At 55.3% G+C, this 19,502-nt stretch carries 17 protein-coding genes and 1 pseudogene; 8 read left to right on the forward strand and 10 right to left on the reverse strand.

Annotated elements, in window-relative coordinates:
- The first annotated feature begins 156 nt into the window (after positions 1-156).
- The 3 genes from ACSZO1_RS15605 (at position 157) to btsR (ending at position 3,210) form a co-directional block, all read left to right on the forward strand.
- Positions 157-576 (forward strand): tetratricopeptide repeat protein, encoded by a 420-nt coding sequence (locus tag ACSZO1_RS15605; protein WP_437614151.1) that lies wholly within the window; start codon positions 157-159, stop codon positions 574-576.
- Positions 577-808: 232 nt separating this feature from the next.
- Positions 809-2,488: a LytS/YhcK type 5TM receptor domain-containing protein gene (locus ACSZO1_RS15610; RefSeq protein ID WP_437614153.1), complete on the forward strand. Its 1,680-nt coding sequence runs from the start codon at positions 809-811 to the stop codon at positions 2,486-2,488.
- A 2-nt stretch (positions 2,489-2,490) separates the two neighbouring features.
- Positions 2,491-3,210, forward strand: coding sequence for a two-component system response regulator BtsR (gene btsR, locus ACSZO1_RS15615; RefSeq protein ID WP_437614181.1), 720 nt, complete (start codon positions 2,491-2,493; stop codon positions 3,208-3,210).
- Here the strand turns inward: btsR and yjiA are convergent.
- The 6 genes from yjiA to gorA form a co-directional block, all read right to left on the reverse strand.
- Complete coding sequence (gene yjiA, locus ACSZO1_RS15620; protein ID WP_437614155.1) at positions 3,205-4,179, reverse strand: GTPase; 975 nt, start codon at positions 4,177-4,179, stop codon at positions 3,205-3,207. The two genes, btsR and yjiA, sit on opposite strands and share 6 nt — an antisense overlap.
- 18 nt (positions 4,180-4,197) lie before the next feature.
- The gene (locus ACSZO1_RS15625) at positions 4,198-4,401 is read right to left on the reverse strand and encodes a YbdD/YjiX family protein (RefSeq protein WP_437614157.1); all 204 of its coding nucleotides are present in this window, start codon (positions 4,399-4,401) and stop codon (positions 4,198-4,200) included.
- Positions 4,402-4,521: 120 nt separating this feature from the next.
- Positions 4,522-6,672, reverse strand: a complete 2,151-nt coding sequence (locus ACSZO1_RS15630; RefSeq protein ID WP_437614159.1) for a carbon starvation CstA family protein — start codon at positions 6,670-6,672, stop codon at positions 4,522-4,524.
- A 287-nt stretch (positions 6,673-6,959) separates the two neighbouring features.
- Complete coding sequence (locus ACSZO1_RS15635) at positions 6,960-7,418, reverse strand: RES family NAD+ phosphorylase (RefSeq protein ID WP_437614160.1); 459 nt, start codon at positions 7,416-7,418, stop codon at positions 6,960-6,962.
- A complete protein-coding gene (gene parS, locus ACSZO1_RS15640) occupies positions 7,415-7,858 on the reverse strand; it encodes a type II RES/Xre toxin-antitoxin system antitoxin (RefSeq protein WP_437614162.1) in 444 nt (147 codons plus the stop codon). Before parS ends, ACSZO1_RS15635 begins: the two co-directional genes overlap by 4 nt.
- A 180-nt stretch (positions 7,859-8,038) precedes the next feature.
- The gene (gene gorA / locus ACSZO1_RS15645; RefSeq protein WP_437614164.1) at positions 8,039-9,391 is read right to left on the reverse strand and encodes a glutathione-disulfide reductase; all 1,353 of its coding nucleotides are present in this window, start codon (positions 9,389-9,391) and stop codon (positions 8,039-8,041) included.
- A 146-nt stretch (positions 9,392-9,537) separates the two neighbouring features.
- On the opposite strand from gorA, the pseudogene rnz reads away from it, so the two are divergent.
- Positions 9,538-10,414: pseudogene (gene rnz / locus ACSZO1_RS15650) on the forward strand (ribonuclease Z).
- 18 nt (positions 10,415-10,432) lie between these two features.
- On the opposite strand, the gene ACSZO1_RS15655 reads toward rnz, so the two are convergent.
- A complete protein-coding gene (locus ACSZO1_RS15655; protein ID WP_437614166.1) occupies positions 10,433-10,879 on the reverse strand; it encodes a DcrB-related protein in 447 nt (148 codons plus the stop codon).
- Positions 10,880-11,027: 148 nt separating this feature from the next.
- A complete protein-coding gene (locus tag ACSZO1_RS15660; RefSeq protein WP_437614168.1) occupies positions 11,028-11,870 on the reverse strand; it encodes a 23S rRNA (adenine(2030)-N(6))-methyltransferase RlmJ in 843 nt (280 codons plus the stop codon).
- Positions 11,871-12,057: 187 nt separating this feature from the next.
- Here ACSZO1_RS15660 and prlC point away from each other — a divergent pair, with 187 nt between their 5' ends.
- Together prlC and rsmJ are read left to right on the forward strand one after the other, a co-directional pair.
- The gene (prlC, locus tag ACSZO1_RS15665; protein ID WP_437614169.1) at positions 12,058-14,100 is read left to right on the forward strand and encodes an oligopeptidase A; all 2,043 of its coding nucleotides are present in this window, start codon (positions 12,058-12,060) and stop codon (positions 14,098-14,100) included.
- A gap of 8 nt (positions 14,101-14,108) precedes the next feature.
- Positions 14,109-14,858: a 16S rRNA (guanine(1516)-N(2))-methyltransferase RsmJ gene (gene rsmJ / locus ACSZO1_RS15670; RefSeq protein WP_437614171.1), complete on the forward strand. Its 750-nt coding sequence runs from the start codon at positions 14,109-14,111 to the stop codon at positions 14,856-14,858.
- Positions 14,859-14,931: 73 nt separating this feature from the next.
- On the opposite strand, the gene uspA is transcribed toward rsmJ, so the two are convergent.
- Positions 14,932-15,369 (reverse strand): universal stress protein UspA, encoded by a 438-nt coding sequence (gene uspA, locus ACSZO1_RS15675; protein WP_437614173.1) that lies wholly within the window; start codon positions 15,367-15,369, stop codon positions 14,932-14,934.
- A gap of 447 nt (positions 15,370-15,816) precedes the next feature.
- Here uspA and uspB point away from each other — a divergent pair, with 447 nt between their 5' ends.
- Complete coding sequence (gene uspB / locus ACSZO1_RS15680) at positions 15,817-16,152, forward strand: universal stress protein UspB (RefSeq protein ID WP_437614175.1); 336 nt, start codon at positions 15,817-15,819, stop codon at positions 16,150-16,152.
- Positions 16,153-16,184: 32 nt separating this feature from the next.
- Here the strand turns inward: uspB and pitA are convergent, their stop codons facing one another.
- Entirely contained in the window at positions 16,185-17,684 is a 1,500-nt protein-coding gene (gene pitA, locus ACSZO1_RS15685) for an inorganic phosphate transporter PitA (RefSeq protein ID WP_437614177.1), read from the reverse strand.
- A 242-nt stretch (positions 17,685-17,926) separates the two neighbouring features.
- Between pitA and ACSZO1_RS15690 the strand changes: the two genes are divergently transcribed.
- Positions 17,927-19,111: an NAD(P)/FAD-dependent oxidoreductase gene (locus ACSZO1_RS15690; protein ID WP_437614179.1), complete on the forward strand. Its 1,185-nt coding sequence runs from the start codon at positions 17,927-17,929 to the stop codon at positions 19,109-19,111.
- Positions 19,112-19,502: the final 391 nt, after the last annotated feature.

Genomic DNA, 19,502 nt, shown 5'->3' on the forward strand with positions numbered 1-19,502 from the left:
GGTTCCGGCAGCCTTCAGTGGTCTTTGCAGAGTTAAGACAGGCGGCTTAGCGTTGCACTTCGAACTTGAATCCGCCAGAAAGAGTCTGATTTTCAGCTGGCGATTATTCTTTCGCCATTAAGCGCCGAAGTCTATTACTACTATGCCTGCTATTTCATGCAAAATAAGCAGTACGATAAAGCGCAAATTATGACCGGTGTGGCGCTCTCCCTGAATCCGGAGTTCTTTGCCGCCCGGGTATTGCATGCGGTTATTCTGACCCTGGTGGGAGACGCGACAGCGGCGATCGCCTATGCCACGGAAATGAAGGGATGTGACAGCTCGTGTGACATCATTATCAATTGCCTGCTGGCGATCCTGTATGCCAGAACCGGAAAAATGGATAAAGCAGAAGCCTGTCTGGATGAAGTGAAGCACTACCGTGACAGCTGTGCATTTGTCGGCTGTTGTTATGATGCGGTGATCAGCCTGAAGGGGGATAAGCCGCTTAAAAGCCTGAAACGCCTGCAAAATATGCCGCAGATCGCATTACCGAAAAAATCAGTGTACTGGCTGCCGCTGTTTGAGTGTGGCTAAGCTGATCGCCAGGGGGTAATCCTCTGCTGAATGGCCTGACAACGCCTGTATGTTGGCCCGCGCGAGGGGGCGCTGACATGCAGGCTTTTTTATCTGCTGCCGTGCTTATCATCGTTGCCACTCACGCCAGAGTCGATCCGGATCACGCTTTGACATTTTTTCCTGCTGAATTGCGTCAGCTAAGGCATTTTCGCGCTATGTTGGCGTTTTTTCTACGTTGCGGTATCCGGGGATGTACGAGTTAAACTTGGTGTTGCTGTTATTACAACAGATGTGTGTTTTTCTGGTCATTGCCTGGCTGATGAGTAAGACCCGCCTGTTTATTCCGCTGATGCAGGTGACGGTACGCCTGCCACATAAACTGCTGTGTTATGTCACGTTCTCCGTGTTCTGCATTATGGGCACCTATTTCGGTCTGCATATCGAAGATTCGATCGCTAACACGCGCGCCATCGGTGCGGTGATGGGCGGCTTGCTGGGCGGGCCGGTGGTGGGGGGGCTGGTCGGGCTGACCGGCGGATTGCACCGCTACTCGCTGGGCGGCATGACGGCGCTTAGTTGCATGATTTCCACTATGGTGGAGGGGCTACTGGGCGGTCTGATCCACAGTGTGCTGATTAAGCGTGGTCGCCCTGACAAAGTGTTCAGTCCTCTGACGGCGGGGGTGATCACCTTTGTTGCCGAACTGGTGCAGATGGTGATTATCCTGCTGATTGCGCGCCCGTTCGACCAGGCGCTGCATCTGGTTTCCAGTATTGCCGCGCCGATGATGGTGACCAACACCCTTGGTGCGGCAATGTTTATGCGCATCCTGCTGGATAAGCGCGCGATGTTTGAGAAATATACCTCTGCTTTTTCGGCTGTGGCGCTGAAAGTCGCCGCTTCCACGGAGGGGATTCTGCGCCAGGGATTTAATGAAGAAAACAGCCTGAAAGTCGCTCAGGTGCTGCGCCAGGAGCTGAATATTGGCGCGGTGGCGATTACCGACCGCGAGAAGCTGCTGGCATTCACCGGTATCGGCGATGACCACCATCTGCCGGGCAAAGCGATCTCCTCGGCCTGGACATGGCGTGCCATTGAAAGCGGCGAAGTGGTGTACGCCGATGGTAATGAAACGCCTTACTGCTGCTCCATTCATCCACAGTGCAAACTCGGTTCCACACTGGTGATCCCGCTGCGCGGTGAAAATCAGACAATTATTGGCACCATTAAACTGTATGAGGCGAAAAATCGCCTGTTCAGTTCGATTAACCGCACGCTGGGTGAAGGCATCGCACAGCTGCTGTCGGCGCAAATCCTGGCGGGTAATTACGAGCGCCAGAAGGCATTGCTGGCGCAATCTGAGATTAAGCTGCTGCACGCCCAGGTTAATCCTCACTTCCTGTTTAACGCCCTCAATACTCTGATGGCGGTGATCCGCCGTGACCGTGAACAGGCCGGGTTACTGGTGCAATATCTGTCGACTTTCTTTCGCAAAAACCTCAAACGTCCGACAGAAATCGTCACGCTGGCCGATGAAATCGAACATGTGAATGCTTATCTGCAGATTGAAAAGGCGCGTTTTCAGGAACAATTACAGGTGCGGCTGAATATCCCTGACACGCTGGCGCATCACCATCTGCCCGCGTTCAGCCTGCAACCGATTGTCGAAAATGCCATTAAGCATGGCACCTCGCAGCTGCTTGGCGCGGGGGAAATCACTATTGAGGCCAGCCGCGAAGGTGACCACCTGCTGCTGGCGATCACCGATAACGCCGGTTTGTATCAGGAAAAACCACAGGGCAACGGGCTGGGCATGGGCCTGGTGGATAAGCGATTGCGGGCGAAGTTTGGCGATAACTATGGCATCACCATTCGCTGTGAAGCCGACCGCTTTACCTGTATCTGCCTGAAACTGCCGCTGGAGGCGTAATGATGTTAAAGGTGCTGATTGTCGACGACGAGCCACTGGCGCGTGAGAATCTGCGTATTCTGCTGCAGGATGAAAGTGATATTGAGATTGTCGGCGAGTGTGCGAACGCCATTGAGGCGATTGGCGCGGTACATAAACTGCGTCCGGACGTACTGTTCCTCGATATTCAGATGCCGCGTATCAGCGGCCTGGAAATGGTGGGGATGCTGGACAGCGAGCATCGCCCGTACATCGTGTTTCTCACCGCGTATGACAGCTATGCGGTACAGGCGTTTGAAGAGCACGCCTTTGACTATTTGCTGAAACCGATCGCCACTGACCGGTTGCAGAAAACCCTCGCGCGTCTGCGTCAGCAGCGTAGCGATCAGGATATTTCGCTGCTGCCGGAGAGCCAGCAGCCGCTGAAATTTATTCCCTGTAGCGGGCACAGCCGTATTTATCTGCTGCAGATGGATGACGTTGCCTTTGTCAGCAGCCGGATGAGCGGGGTGTATGTCACCAATAACGAAGGAAAAGAGGGGCTGACGGAGCTGACACTGCGCACGCTGGAGCATCGCACTCCACTGCTGCGCTGCCACCGGCAGTATCTGGTGAACATGTCTCATCTGAAAGAGATCCGCCTGGAGGATAATGGTCAGGCGGAGCTGCTGCTGCGTAACGGACTCACCATTCCGGTGAGCCGGCGTTATCTCAAACCGCTGAAAGAGAGTCTGGGATTATGAGGCGGACTCTGTCTGGCGCAGTGCGGCAAACGCATTGCGGATCTCCGCTTCCGGCAGCTGCACGCCAATAAACACCAGCTTGCTCTGCGGTGTTTCATCCGGCTGCCAGTCGCGATCCCAGTCTGCGCTGTACAGGCGCTGCACGCCCTGGAACAGCAGACGGCGCGGCTCGCCGTTAATCCACAACATGCCTTTATAACGCAGCAGGTTATCGGCGAAGCTGAGCAACAGCCCCTCCATCACGCGTGAAACCTCATCCAGCACCAGTGGATAATCAAGCTCCAGTACAATCGACGTGATGTCATTCGGTTGCTGCGCGACAAAACGGAAGGCCGGTTTAGCGGGCGCGACCTCTTCTTCCAGCATAAAGCCGCGGGTATTAAACAGCAGCGCCAGGTCAATCTCACCGTGCACCACCGGAATGACTGGCGCGCGCGCATTAATCCGTTGCAGGCGCTCAGTTAATGGTGCGCTGTCACCGGCGATATCGGTCTTGCTCAGCAGAATCCGGTCGGCATAGCCCACCTGCGATTGCGCCAGCGTGTACTGATTCATCTGCTGGTCAGCATGTACCGCATCCACCAGGGTGATGACACCGTCCAGCAGATAGCGTTCGCAGAGGATTTCATGGGAGAAAAAGGTCTGAATGATCGGACCGGGATCGGCCATGCCAGTGCACTCGATCACCAGACGATCGAAGCTGATCTGGCCGCTGTCGCGACTGTCGAGCAGATCCAGCAGCGCGTCTTCCAGCTCGCTGGATCGGCTGCAGCAGATGCAACCATTCGTCAGCGTTTTAATTTGTGTCGCCCGGTCGCCAATCAGTTGATCGTCTACCGATGTCGCGCCGAATTCATTTTCAATTACGGCGATTTTCTGACCGTGCTGCTCATGCAAAATATGGCGCAGCAGGGTGGTTTTGCCGGCGCCTAAAAAGCCGCTTAATACGGTGACCGCAATCGGGGTCATTCAACTCTCCTTTATCCGTCAGCAGCAGCGCATGCCGCCTTTGCCATCGCCGCCGTAGCGCGCTTGCTGGCGTTCGCGGAAAAATTCGTTATAGGTCATCACGGGCTGGTCGGGATGGTTGGTCTGCATATGCTGCACATAGGTATCGTAATCAGGAATACCAATCAGCATACGCGCCGCCTGACCGAGATATTTTTTTGCTTCGCCTAGGTTACCAAACATATCGTTTCCTGATCGGATAAAACGCCCCCTCCCCCATAAAATGGGGGAGGGTCGGGGAGGGGGAGCAACGACGCCAGCTCCCCTCCCATCCTTCCCCCGCAAGCGGAGGAAGGAGCGATGTTAGTGGCCGGATGACACTTTCACACCCTCTGCCGGTACGGGAACATAAGCGGTTTCTGTGTCGCTACGTTCGTCAGTCTGACGCGCTTTACGCCATGCTTTAATACCGTAGAAGATAATACTGTACACCACCACCAGGAACAGCACACTGAGACCCGCATTTGTGTAGTTGTTCACGACAATATGGTTCATATTGGCGATCTGCTGCGCGCTCAGCTCACCGCCTGCGGCGATACGGGCTTTATACTCGTTCGCCATATACAGGAAGCCTTCCATTGCCGGGTTGGTGCTGAACAGCTTCATGCCCAGCGCCCAGGTGGTGCAAATCAGCAGCCATACCGCGGGCACCACGGTGACCCAGATATATTTGGTGCGCTTCATTTTCACCAGAATCACGGTGACCAGTACCAGCGCGACGGCAGCCAGCATCTGGTTAGAGATACCGAACAGCGGCCACAGGCTCTTCACGCCGCCGAGTGGGTCCACCACGCCCTGATACAGCAGGTAACCCCACAGGCCAACACAGCCCGCGGTGCCGACAATACCTGCCACCAGTGAGTCGGTTTTCTTCAGGAACGGCACGAAGTTACCCAGCAGATCCTGCAGCATAAAGCGGCCAGAACGGGTGCCAGCATCCAGCGCGGTGAGGATAAACAGCGCTTCAAACAGAATACCGAAGTGATACCAGAAGCCCATATCGGCCATCGGTACGATCTGGTGGAACACCAGCGCAATACCTACCGCCAGCGTCGGCGCGCCACCGGCGCGGTTCAGCACGGACGGTTCACCAATGTCTTTCGCCGTTTGCAGGATCTGTTCTGGTGAAATCACAAAGCCCCAGGAACTGACGGTTGCCGCGGCATGTGCTGTGGCGTCCTGCAGTTGCGCCATAATCGCCGGGCCATTTGCACCGCCCAGTTCATGCAGATTTGGCATGGTGATGCCCAGACCCGCTGGTGGGGTGTTCATCGCGAAGTAGAGACCCGGTTCGATAATCGACGCTGCAACCAGCGCCATCACCGCCACAAACGACTCCATCAGCATCGCACCGTAACCAATAAAGCGCGCATCGGTTTCACAGGCGAGCAGTTTTGGCGTGGTGCCGGAGGCGATCAGCGCATGGAAGCCAGAAACAGCGCCACAGGCGATGGTAATAAACAGGAACGGGAACAGCGCGCCTTTCCACAGCGGACCGGTGCCATCAACGAACTGGGTCATGGCTGGCATTTTCAGATCCGGATTGAGCAGAATAATGCCCAGCGCCAGACCGACAATCACACCGATTTTCAGGAAGGTGGCCAGATAATCGCGTGGCGCCAGAATCAGCCATACCGGCAGCAGTGCGGAGACAAAGGCATAACCAATCAGCGTAAAGGTGATGGTGGTGTCTTTGAAGGTCAGCGCCGGACCCCAGAATGGATCGTGGGCAATCACGCCACCAAACCAGATGGAGGCGACCAGCAGCACAATCCCGATAACTGACACTTCACCCACCCGACCCGGGCGAATAAAGCGCATATAAATGCCCATAAACAGCGCAATCGGCACCGTAGAGCAGACGGTAAACACGCCCCACGGACTTTCTGCCAGCGCTTTCACCACAATCAGCGCCAGTACGGCGAGGATAATGATCATAATGATAAAGCAGCCGAACAGGGCAATGGTGCCAGGCACCGGTCCCATCTCCTCTTTCACCATTTCGCCCAGCGAGGCGCCATTACGGCGGGAAGAGATAAACAGCACCATAAAGTCCTGAACGGCACCGGCCAGCACCACACCGGCCAGCAGCCACAGCACGCCCGGCAGATAGCCCATCTGCGCTGCCAGTACCGGCCCGACCAGCGGACCTGCACCTGCAATCGCCGCGAAGTGGTGACCAAACAACACGTATTTATTGGTCGGGACGTAGTTAAGACCATCGTTATTGATCACTGCGGGGGTGGAGCGGCTGGGGTCCAGCTTCATCACCTTCTGCGCAATGTAGAGGCTGTAATAGCGATATGCCACCAGATACACCGACACGGATGCGACGACAATCCACAGTGCACTGACGTGTTCACCCCGGCGTAAGGCAATGGTCGCTAGGCAGAAGGCGCCGATAATGCCAAGTATCATCCAGGGTACATGTTTAAGGAGTTTTTTATAATCCATAGTAAAGCCTGATGTAAGAGTTGATCGTTACGAGAAAGGCTGGTTTTGCGGTTTACGAACCGTTTTTATGCCACCCCTATGGTCGCCAATTTCGGACTTTGACGGGGGAATAAATGGCTAAGCGGTTGGATTGGCAGGGTGAGCGGTAATCTGCTGGCGTGAGTGGTTTGGCGGGGATTTTTGGTGGCGAGGACGTGTGATGGGGATCTCATCAACAAACTAATATTATTCACCCATAAAAATATGAAAAGTAGCCGCTTCACTCCCGTGCAGGCACTACGTCAGGGCTATTTCAGCCTGGTATCGAATTTGAAGGGTATCATAACGACGGTGTGCAGATGCCTGTGAAAATCCGGATGCTCTGGGTTAATCAGGTAGTTATATTCCACAGGGCAAAGGGCGCTGGGCACTCGCAGGGCTATCGACGAGCCTGAGTTCACCCATGCATCTCCGTAAGCAGAAAGTTCGGGCGGCGCTTTTTCTTTACTCCAGTCGTCAGGTAATGACGACATATTAGCTTGCTGGGCGTGGTCATCAGGAATCTCAATTTGTAGCAGTGTGAATGAATCCATAATCCCTGTTTCATTCAGGTGTGCCAGAGTTTCCAGCATTGTCAGGGACGCTGTTTGCGAGAGGTAAACCATCGACGTACCTATGCTGTTCCAGCGTCCACCACCTTGTTTGGCTCCGTATCCTGACCAGGCCGTTGTTAGGTGTCTGGTTTTAGTCAATCTGTAGAGGATCAAGAATAAACTCCGTGTTCAATTCTTGTAATTAAATTGATGACTTCATACGCACCCGTCTCAGATGATGTCAGTTCTGAGGGTGTTTTCCAGTTTAGTGCCCGGTTTGGCTCATTAAGCCATTTTTGTGCAGCCTGTTTATCACCTTCAAACAGTTCAACTGCACGGGCAAGAACCCGAATGACACGAACAATTTTTTCGCTCTGATTCGCCGTAAACCTGTCTTTCAAGCTGCGGTTAAATGTTGTGTTAGGGATCCCCGTCATTTTACGAAAATCAAGCTGACTGATGTGCGCCCATTTGGCTATGCGGTTGGCAATCTGGCCTTCAAGTCCTTCATGTATCTGGTGCAGAATTTCAACGCCATCGGCACTATTCAGGCCAGCAGCTTTCCAGAGATCATTGGGTTTTTTAGCGGATGCGGTAGGCTCAAATGTTTTCATAATTCGTCTCCCGTTTGGGATTTTTATTATAGCCAAATGGTATGTAGTGGCAAGCCGATAATCTGATCTCAAACCCGGTTCAAAACCCTGTTCCATTAGAAAACAGAACAGTACAGACAAAAAAAGCCTGAATTCTTTCACATTCAGGCTCTGTAAAGAGTGCATACGATCCAGGTCAGGTTAACGCATCGTCACAAATTCTTCTGCGCCCGTCGGGTGAATCGCCACGGTATTATCGAAGTCTTTCTTGGTCGCGCCCATTTTCAGCGCCACGGCGAAGCCCTGCAGCATCTCATCCATACCGTAGCCGATACCGTGGATGCCGACGATCTTCTCCTCTTTGCCCACACAGACCAGCTTCATCCGGCACGGCTGACGGTGCTGAGTCACGGCGGTGTACATGGCGGTAAACGCAGTTTTGTACACTTTGACTTCACCATCGCCATACTGCTCACGCGCCTGCGGTTCGGTCAGGCCAACGGTGCCGATTGGCGGGTGGCTGAACACCACAGTCGGGACATTGCTGTAGTCCAGATGCTCGTCCGGCTTGTTGTTAAACAGACGCTCGGAGAGACGACGGCCTGCTGCCACCGCCACTGGCGTCAGTTCTACCGCACCGGTGTTATCGCCCACGGCATAGATGCCTTTGACGTTGGTGTTCTGGAACTTATCAACGCTGATATAGCCTTTTTCATTCAGCGCAACGCCCGTCACCGCCAGGTTCAGGTTGTCGGTGGCGGGTTCGCGGCCAATCGCCCACACCAGGCAATCGACGGTCTGCTGTTTACCGTTTTCCAGTTTCAGCGTCAGGCTACCGTCAGCATTTTTCACCACTTCCTGCGGAATGGATTCGGTATGCAGGGTCGGGCCTTCGGTGTTCATTACTTCAACCAGCGTATCGACGATCAGCGGGTCAAAGCTGCGCAGTGGCGCGTGTTTACGCACAAACAGGTGGGTTTCTGATCCCAGCGCATTGACCACGCCAGCGATTTCTACCGCGATATAACCGGCACCGACCACTGCCGTACGTTTTGGCAGCGCATCCAGCTCAAAGAAGCCATCGGAATCAATACCGTATTCGGCGCCCGGGATTGCCGGATGGCTCGGACGGCCGCCGGTGGCGATCAGAATATGATCAGCCGTGATCTTTTCACCGTTCACTTCCACGGTATGCGCATCAACGAAACGCGCAAAGCCTTTGATCACATCTACTTTATTTTTACCCAATACGTTGTCGTACGAGGTGTGGATACGGTCGATATAGGCGCTACGGTTTTTCACCAGCGTGGCCCAGTCAAACTTGTTGACGGTGGTGTCAAAGCCGTAATCCGGACCATACTGATGAATCGCTTCCGCGATTTGCGCAGCATGCCACATCACTTTTTTCGGTACGCAACCGACGTTCACGCAGGTGCCGCCAAGATCTTTTGCTTCGATCAGCGCACATTTCTGTCCATACATGGCTGCACGGTTGATGGAGGCGATGCCGCCGCTGCCGCCACCGATAGCAAGATAGTCGTAATGTCTGGTCATCGAACCTGTTCCATAAGTTGGGTAGAAATACTGGCGTAGAGTGTAACGCTACTCGATGGATTGCCGCAAAGTTTGCGCCTATGGTTGTGATAGGGTGGAGGCTACAATTACCGCTAAATGTTAAGTAAAGCCTGGAATTCATTATCATGGAACTGCTTTTCCTCGGCACCTGTGCCGGTACGCCCAGCCGCGAACGCAATGTCACCTCTATCGCACTGATCCTCAATAACAGCCAGAGCAGCAACTACTGGCTGTTTGACTGCGGCGAAGGCACACAGCATCAGATGATGCGCAGCCCGCTGAAGCCGGGGAAAATGAGCAAAATCTTTATTACTCATCTGCATGGCGATCATATCTTTGGCCTGCCCGGTCTGCTGACCAGCCGCTCCATGGGCGGTGCGACGGAACCATTAACCATTTACGGCCCGCCAGGCATTAAAGCCTTTGTCGAAACCACGCTGACGCTGAGCGCGTCTTACGCCACCTTTCCGCTGGAGATTATCGAGATTGGTGCGGGTGAGGTGTGTGATGACGGGCAGATGCGGGTGACGGCGTGGCCGATGTCGCATGTGATTGAGTGCTATGGCTATCGTATTGAAGAGCATGCAAAACCCGGCGTGCTGGATGCTGACCGGCTGGCGGCGGAGGGTATTCCGCGCGGCAGCTGGTTCCAGCAGCTGAAACGCGGTGAAACGGTGGTGCTGGAGGATGGCCGCGAAATCCGTGGCGATTTTTGGCGATACCGCACCGACGCCAGTCGCCAGTGAGATGGCGGCGGGCGTGGATGTGATGGTGCATGAAACCACGCTGGAAGCGGCGATGGCGGAAAAAGCCAACGGACGCGGCCATTCCACCACCGTGCAGGCAGCAACGGCGGCGCAGCTGGCGGGCGCGAAACGGCTGATCGCCACCCATTTCAGTGCGCGCTACGGTTTTGCGGACAGTGAAAAGCTGCTGGCGGAGTGCCAGGCGATTTTCCCGGCCACCGAACTGGCACGCGATTTTGCCCTGTTTAAAGTGTAAAGCGCGCGGCGCAGTGACTCAGCCTGAGGGCTGATGCGCAGTAAAACTGCGCAACAACCCATGAAATACCTGCGTGTCCGCCGCCTGCAGAGGTGCTGAGTGAGTCATAGAGAATATCAGCAACTGCGTATCAGCAGGATTAAACACCGCCTGCTGCTGCCAGAGTCGTGCGCCCTGGTAGCGATAGTCGCAATGAAAACATTCGCCAGCCACGCGCTGCGCACCGAGCCAGACCGGTTCGCGCGCCTGTTGCCGCCAGTCCGCGAGCTGTGCCGCGAGCTGCGTCAGCTGGTGATCGATCCACTGCGTCAGTGTTTCCTCTGCATCAAGCTGGTCGCGGACAATATTCAGTATTGGGGCAGAGGGCGTTGCGGGTGTAAAGAGATTGACCGTTCGGTCCTGATAGCCCTGTGGCAGCACTAAACTGCCTTCGTGGCACTGCCAGTGATGTGGGGAGCGTTCCATGGCGCAGCATCCTTGTGCGATAAAGCATCAAGTCTCTCACAGGACGCGTGCAGTGACCAATTTTTGTCCGGAAGCGGGCGCACAAATTTCATCTTTTATGCGCCGCTGGCAGGGTGGCCTGGGTGCCATCCTGGGTTGTGGCAGGGGGTTACTCCGGCACAATCCACTCTACGCGAGTGTGACCGGTGCCGGCTGGCACCAGCGTTTTATGCAGCCACGGCAGCAGATCTTTCATCTGTTGCTCCAGCTTCCACGGTGGGTTAATCACGATCATGCCTGAAGCCGTCATGCCGCGCTGATCGCTGTCCGGGCGTACCGCCAGTTCGATCTGCAGAATACGGCGGAAACCGGTCTCTTCCAGCTCCTTACACATGCGCTTGATCTGCTGGCGCAGCACCACCGGATACCACAGGGCGAACACCCCGGTGGCAAAGCGCTTGTAACCATCCTGAATCCCCTGTATCACCGCCTGGTAGTCGGTTTTGATTTCGTATGGCGGGTCGATCAGCACCAGACCACGGCGCGATGGTGGTGGCAGTTTGGCTTTCAGCTGCTGATAACCATCGGCGCGTTCAGCACGGGCGCGTGGGTCTTTCAGGAACTCATTACGCAACAACGGGAAATCGCTGGGATGCAGTTCGGTCAGCTGCAGTTTGTCATCTTCACGCAGCAGATGACGGGCAATCAGCGGCGAACCCGGGTAGTAACGCAGTTTTTCGCCGTGGTTCAGCGCGGTTACCGCACTGAGGTAAGGCTGCAGCAGTTCCGGAACATCGTCCTGCTGCCAGATACGGGCAATCCCTTCCAGATATTCGCCGGTGCGTTCTGCATGCTCACCGCTCAGCTGATAGCGTCCAGCGCCGGCATGCGTGTCGAGATAAAGAAACGGTTTTTCTTTCTCTTTCAGTGCCTCGATGATCAGGCTCTGCACGGTGTGTTTGAGGACGTCGGCATGGTTGCCGGCATGAAAACTGTGGCGATAACTAAGCATAGCGTTGTTGATATCCGGTAGGGCGCGTATAGGACGCATAGTATAGCGGGAAGCGCGTGTAAATGCGCCCAGTAAGCGTGATGTTTACGAAAAGCCGCTGCGTATCCATTGATTTTCGCCATACCTGGCCGCATGTTATTAGTATTGCGCGCGCTACTGCGCCACTCACAACCACAAGGACTGCGCTATGACCAACCCGTTACTCTCATCGTTTACGCTTCCGCCTTTCTCCGCGATTAAACCAGAACATGTGGTGCCAGCTGTGCAGGCGGCGCTGGATGACTGCCGCGCCGCGGTGGAGAAAACCGTTGCACAGGGCGCGCCTTATACATGGGATAACTTGGTGCAGCCGCTGGCGGAAGTGGACGATCGTCTGGGTCGCCTGTTCTCGCCGGTCAGCCACCTGAATTCGGTGAAAAACAGCCCGAAACTGCGTGAGGCCTATGAGCAGACCCTGCCGCTGCTGTCCGAATACAGCACCTGGGTCGGCCAGCACGAAGGTCTGTATCAGGCGTATCGTAATCTGAAAGAGGGTGACAGCTACGCGGCGCTCAGCGTGGCGGAGAAGAAAGCGGTGGATAATGCACTGCGTGACTTCGAACTGTCCGGTATCGGCCTGTCGAAAGAGAAACAGAAACGCTATGGCGAAATCGCGGCGCGTCTTTCTGAGCTGGGTTCGAAATACAGCAACAATGTGCTCGATGCCACCATGGGCTGGAGCAAACTGATTACTGACGAGAGCGAACTCTCCGGCCTGCCGGAAAGTGCGCTGGCGGCTGCCAAAGCACAGGCGGAAGCGAAAGAGCAACAGGGCTGGCTGCTGACGCTGGATATCCCGAGCTATCTGCCGGTAATGACTTACTGTGACAACCAGGCGCTGCGTGAAGAGATGTACCGCGCTTACTCCACTCGTGCGTCCGATCAGGGGCCGAATGCCGGCAAATGGGACAACAGCGAAGTGATGGCGGAAACGCTGGCGCTGCGTCATGAACTGGCGCAACTGCTGGGCTTTGATTCTTATGCCAATAAATCACTGGCGACCAAAATGGCGCAAAGCCCGGCGCAGGTGATCGACTTCCTGACCGATCTGGCAAAACGTGCGCGTCCGCAGGGTGAAAAAGAGCTGGCGCAGCTGCGTGCGTTTGCGGAGAAAGAGCACGGTATCAGCGAACTGCAGCCGTGGGATCTCACTTACTACGGTGAAAAGCAGAAACAGCATCTGTACGCCATCAGCGATGAGCAACTTCGCCCTTACTTCCCGGAAGAGCGCGCGGTGAATGGCCTGTTTGAAGTGGTGAGACGTATTTACGGCATCACCGCGAAAGAGCGCAATGATGTCGATGTCTATCATCCGGACGTGCGCTTCTTCGACCTGTTTGATGAGAGCGGCGAGCTGCGCGGCAGCTTCTACCTCGACCTGTACGCACGTGAGCACAAACGCGGCGGCGCATGGATGGACGACTGTGTCGGCCAGATGCGCAAAGCGGATGGCTCTCTGCAGAAGCCAGTCGCCTATCTGACCTGTAACTTTAACCGTCCGCTGAATGGCAAACCGGCGCTGTTTACCCACGACGAAGTGACCACACTGTTCCACGAATTTGGTCATGGCCTGCACCATATGCTGACGCGCATTGAAACCCCGGGCGTGTCCGGCATCAGCGGTGTGCCATGGGATGCGGTCGAACTGCCAAGCCAGTTTATGGAAAACTGGTGCTGGGAGCCGGACGCGCTGGCGTTTATCTCCGGCCACTTTGAAACCGGCGAGCCACTGCCACAGGAACTGCTGGATAAAATGCTGGCAGCGAAGAACTACCAGGCGGCGCTGTTTATCCTGCGTCAGCTGGAGTTCGGCCTGTTCGATTTCCGTCTGCATACCGAGTTCGACCCGGCGAAAGGCGCGCAGATCCTGCCAACGCTGGCAGAGATCAAGCAGCAGGTCGCCGTGGTGCCAGGTCCGTCCTGGGGACGTTTCCCGCACGCTTTCAGCCATGTGTTTGCCGGTGGCTATGCCGCGGGTTACTACAGCTATCTGTGGGCTGACGTGCTGGCGGCGGATGCCTACTCGCGCTTTGAAGAGGAAGGCATTTTCAACCGTGAAACCGGCCAGTCGTTCCTCGATAACATCCTGACGCGTGGCGGTTCCGAAGAGCCAATGGAGCTGTTTAAACGCTTCCGTGGCCGCGAGCCGCAGCTGGATGCGATGCTGGAACACTATGGGATTAAGGGATAACGCAGCGCGTGAAAATCTGCTTAATCGATGAATCAGGCGCCGGTAACGGCGCCTTATCTGTTTTAGCGCAGCGCTGGCAGCTGGAGCATGACGACAGCGCGCTGATGGCGCTGGTGATGACGCCAGAGCATCTGGAGTTGCGCAAACGCGATGAACCGAAGCTGGGCGGCATCTTCGTTGATTTCGTCGGCGGCGCGATGGCGCACCGGCGCAAGTTTGGTGGCGGACGCGGCGAAGCGGTGGCGAAAGCGGTCGGCATCAAAAGTGGTTATCTGCCGGATGTGGTGGACGCCACCGCCGGGCTGGGGCGTGATGCCTTTGTACTGGCGGCGATTGGCTGCCGGGTACGCATGCTGGAACGCAATCCGGTGGTCGCGGCGCTGCTGGATGATGGTTTGCAGCGTGGTTACCAGGATGCGGAAATTGGCGGCTGGCTGCGCGAGCGGTTAAGTCTGCTGCACACCTCCAGCCTGACGGCGCTCAGCGAGATTACGCCGCAGCCGGACGTGGTCTATCTCGACCCGATGTACCCGCACAAGCAGAAGAGTGCGCTGGTGAAGAAGGAAATGCGGGTGTTTCAGACGCTGGTGGGCGCGGATAACGACGCTGACGGTTTACTGGAACCGGCACGGCGACTGGCAAAAAAACGTGTCGTGGTGAAGCGGCCGGACTATGCGCCGCCACTGGCCGATGTGGCGACACAGTCCGCGGTGACGACGAAAAGCCACCGTTTTGATATTTACCCGCCACTGAATTAGCCCCTTCCCCCACTGTGTGGGGGAAGGCGGGCGATGGGGGAACAACGACACGGTTCCCCCGCCGATGACTTAATTAGTCGTCATCTTCATCGCGCAGTGGCACGATCAGCATGTCTACATGGACGGTATTGATCAGCTGGCGCGCGGAGGACATCAGTTTGCTCCAGAAATCCTGGTGATGCCCGCAAACCACCAAATCCATATCATATTTCTTAATGGCATCGACCAGTACCTGACCCAGATCGCCGCTGCCACTCAGGGTTTCCGCGATGGGATAGCCTGCGTTGGTTGACAGTTCTTTCAGCGCATTATGGGTCTCGTCGGAGATACGTTTCTGCATATCGCCAAGATTAACGTCGATCAGGCCGGTATAGAGATCGGAATAATTCACATCAACATGAATCAGCGACACTTTCGCGTCATAAGGGCGAGCCAGTGAAACCGCCTTATCAACCAGCAGTTTACTTTCCGGAGAAAGGTCCACTGCAATCAGGATGTGTTTATAAGCCATAATTCAACTCCTTCCATTAGATGTGCATGCCTGGCAGAGGGCTATCCTGCCATATCACAATCAGCTGAAACCGCTGGCGCTAACGGCGTGCGATGGACGCCGCGGATTTCATTGCCTTGCTGGCGTGACGCACGATACGTTTTCTGGCGTCACTTTGTTATGTTGTCAGTATAGCGTCAAATGTTAACAAATGTTATGCGTGCCGCAGGCCTTTGCGAGCGCGATCAAAATGAATTTTCGTCCCGTTGCCAGAAACGACGAAAACAGCGCTGGAAAAAAATTGATCAGATCTCCTACACTGGATTATGACGGTCTCAAATTGCTTTGCGGTCGCCATTTCCTGGAAAACATTTCTGTCCGGTTCAATTGTGGTTGGCAATATATTGTGGGGCGTAGCCAGCGTAACCCGCTGATAACTATCCTGCGATAATTAGCCGGGAGGGGATCATGATCAGCACCATCGCACTGTTTTGGGCGCTCTGTGTGGTTTGTTTGGTGAATATGGCGCGGTATTACTCGTCTCTGCGCGCGTTACTGGTGGTGCTTCGCGGCTGCGATCCGTTGCTGTATCAGTATGTGGATGGCGCGGGTTTCTTTACTTCTCATGGTCAGCCGAGCAAACAGGTACGCCTGGTGCGTTATATCTGGGCGCAGCGCTATCGTGATCATCATGATGAGGAGTTTATCCGCCGCTGTGAGCGGGTGCGCGGGCAGTTTATTCTGACCAGTTCGTTGTGCGGTCTGGTGCTGATTAGTCTGGTGGGATTAGCGATCTGGCACTGAAAAAATACAGGGGCCAACAGGCCCCCGCATTATCAGACGAAACGCAGCGCAATCAGATACAGTCCACCCGAGAGCAAAATCGATACCGGCAGGGTAAACACCCACGCCAGCGCGATGCTCTTGATGGTGCGCGTCTGCACGCCACCGCCGTCGACCAGCATGGTGCCGGCAACGGACGAGGAGAGGATATGAGTGGTCGACACTGGCATCCCGGTGTAGCTGGCCACACCAATCGATACCGCGGCAGTGACCTGCGCTGACATTCCCTGCGCGTAAGTCATACCTTTACGACCAATCTTCTCGCCGATCGTCGTGGCAACACGACGCCAGCCCACCATGGTGCCCAGTGACAGCGCCAGTGCGACCGCAACAATAATCCAGATTGGTGCATATTCGACGGTGTTCAGCAGGTCGCCTTTGATCTTGCTGAGGAAACGTTTGTCGTCGGCACTGGTTTCCGGCAGTTTGCTGGCTTTGTCGGCAGTGTCTGAGATGCACATCAGCAGACGGCGCATCTGCGCACGCTGCTCAACGCTCAGTGCATCGTAGCTCTGCAGATTGGTCAGCATCCCCTGCGCACGCTGAATGGCGATTAACGCCCGTGAGCTGTCGCAGTGAAACTCTTTCGGCGCGTCCGGTGCCTGTTCTGGCGTTGGCAGCGCAGGAGGAGCCTGCTGAATGATATGCGCCAGAGCATCGGTATGCTGCTGGTAATACTGCTCCATATGGTTGACCGCATCACGGGTACGCGTGATGTCATAACCGGAAGCATTCATATTGACCACGAAGCCCGCCGGGGCGACGCCGATCAACACCAGCATAATCAGACCAATCCCTTTCTGACCGTCGTTTGCGCCGTGGGAATAGCTGACGCCAATCGCTGACACGATCAGGGCGATACGCGTCCAGAATGGTGGCTTTTTCTTGCCATCAATCTTCTCACGATCCGCAGGGGTCATATGGATACGGCTGCGTTTTACCGTCCCGCTCCAGTAACGGCGCAGCAGGAAAATCAGGCCACCTGCGACGATCAGACCGATAATCGGGGACAAGATCAACGACATAAAGATGCCGATCACTTTGGGAATATTCAGCGCTTCAACCAGCGAGGCGTCGGTGAGCCAGGCGTTGGTCAGACCGATGCCAATAATGGCGCCGATCAGCGTATGGGAACTGGAAGCCGGTAAACCAAAGTACCAGGTACCCAGGTTCCAGATAATGGCCGCGAGCAGCATGGAGAACACCATAGCCAGCCCGTGGGCCGATCCGACATTCAGCAGCAGATCGGTAGGAAGTAAGTGGACAATCGCGTAAGCCACGCTCAGGCCACCGAGCAGAACACCAAAAAAGTTGAACACCCCGGCCATCACCACCGCTAACTGCGATCGCATTGCTCGGGTATAGATTACGGTCGCCACTGCGTTAGCGGTGTCATGAAAACCATTGATGGCTTCGTAGAACAGCACGAACAGCAGAGCGAGTACTAATAACAGGCCGGTATGAAAATCCAGACCAGCAAACAGATGCAGCATAAACGTTACGCCATTTTGGAGGACATGAACGCGGCGCATTATCCGCGACAAAGCGTGCCGGGGGGAAGGGAAATGTGGACTTTTTTTGATATTAAAGCGTAAGGAGTGCGCAATTTGTAGTGAAAAAGCACGATAAATTAGATAGTTACATTGTGTTACTTTCACTACACTTTTGTTACGCTGGCATCAACCCCGCCAACTCTCTACAATCAGCGTTTTTTGCCGGGCGGCGGGAGTGAGTTGTGGAAAAGTTTGACGTTATCATTATTGGCGCAGGGGCGGCAGGCATGTTCTGCGCCGCACAGGCGGGCCAGCGTGGTCGCCGGGTTCTGCTGCTGGATAACGGCAAAAAACCGGGGCGCAAAATTCTGATGTCCGGTGGCGGACGCTGCAACTTTACCAACCTGTACACTGAGCCGGCGGCCTATCTGTCGCACAATCCCCATTTCTGCAAGTCTGCGCTGGCGCGTTATACCCAGTGGGACTTTATCGATCTGGTCAATCGCCACGGTATTGCCTGGCATGAGAAAACGCTTGGTCAGCTGTTTTGCGACGACTCGGCGCAGCAAATTGTCGATTTACTGGTGAAAGAGTGCCAGCAGGCGAATGTGGTGATGCGGCTGCGCAGTGAAGTGCTGAGTGTGGTGCGTGATGACAGCGGCTACACGCTGCAGCTCAATGGTGCGGAGGTGCAGGCGGAGAAACTGGTGATCGCCAGCGGAGGCCTGTCGATGCCGGGACTGGGTGCCTCGCCATTTGGTTATAAGGTGGCGGAGCAGTTTGGCCTGAACGTCTTCCCGACCCGCGCCGGGCTGGTGCCGTTTACGCTGCACAAACCGTTGCTGGACCATCTGCAAACGCTGTCCGGCGTGTCGCTGCCGACGGTGATGACGGCGCAGGATGGCACCGTCTTTAAAGAAGCCATGCTGTTTACCCATCGTGGCCTGTCCGGCCCGGCGGTATTACAGCTTTCCAGTTACTGGCAGCCGGGCGAATTTGTTGAGATTAACCTGTCGCCGCAACAGGATCTGGAGGCACTGCTGAATGATGAACGCAGTGCGCATCCGAATCAGAGCCTGAAAAACACGCTGGCGAAAGTGTTGCCGAAACGACTGATTGAAGTGCTGCAGATGCTGGGCACGGTGCCGGATGTGACGTTAAAACAGCTTAACAGCCGTCAGCAGAGCGAGCTGGTTACGGCGCTGCATCAGTGGCGCGTGCAGCCGAATGGCACCGAAGGTTACCGTACTGCCGAGGTGACGCTGGGCGGGGTGGATACCACGCTGTTGTCATCGAAAACCATGGAAGCGCGTGATGTACCAGGGCTGTACTTTATCGGCGAAGTGGTGGATGTCACCGGCTGGCTGGGCGGGTATAACTTCCAGTGGGCGTGGAGTTCGGCGTGGGCGTGCGGGCAGGCGGTGTAGGCCGATGTGGCAGGTGAATGAGTGAGTACTCGCGAGGCGAATACCCGGTTAATACAGAAAGCCTTCTCATTCATATATGTGATGAGCAGCGAATGTGTACTGATATGTGATAAATGTGACTCATAAATGAAGTCAGGCAATTTTATTATTCCCTCACTTATTTCTTTGAATCGAGTCACAAAATAAGCCCCTTTTCTGCCAAATAAGTTGGTTTTTTTGTCCAGAAGATTACTCTTTGCAACAGAGTGTAATCTGCGGATTGTTACTGTATGCGCAACTAAAGCGTCACGCAGGCAAAACCTAAACAACGCTTCTCGGCGGATTCAAGTTCGAAGTGCAACGCTAAGCCGCCTGTCTTAACTCTGCAAAGACCACTGAAGGCTGCCGGAAC

It is taken from the genome of Erwinia sp. V71 (genome assembly GCF_965644245.1).
Taxonomy (GTDB): Bacteria; Pseudomonadota; Gammaproteobacteria; order Enterobacterales; family Enterobacteriaceae; genus Erwinia.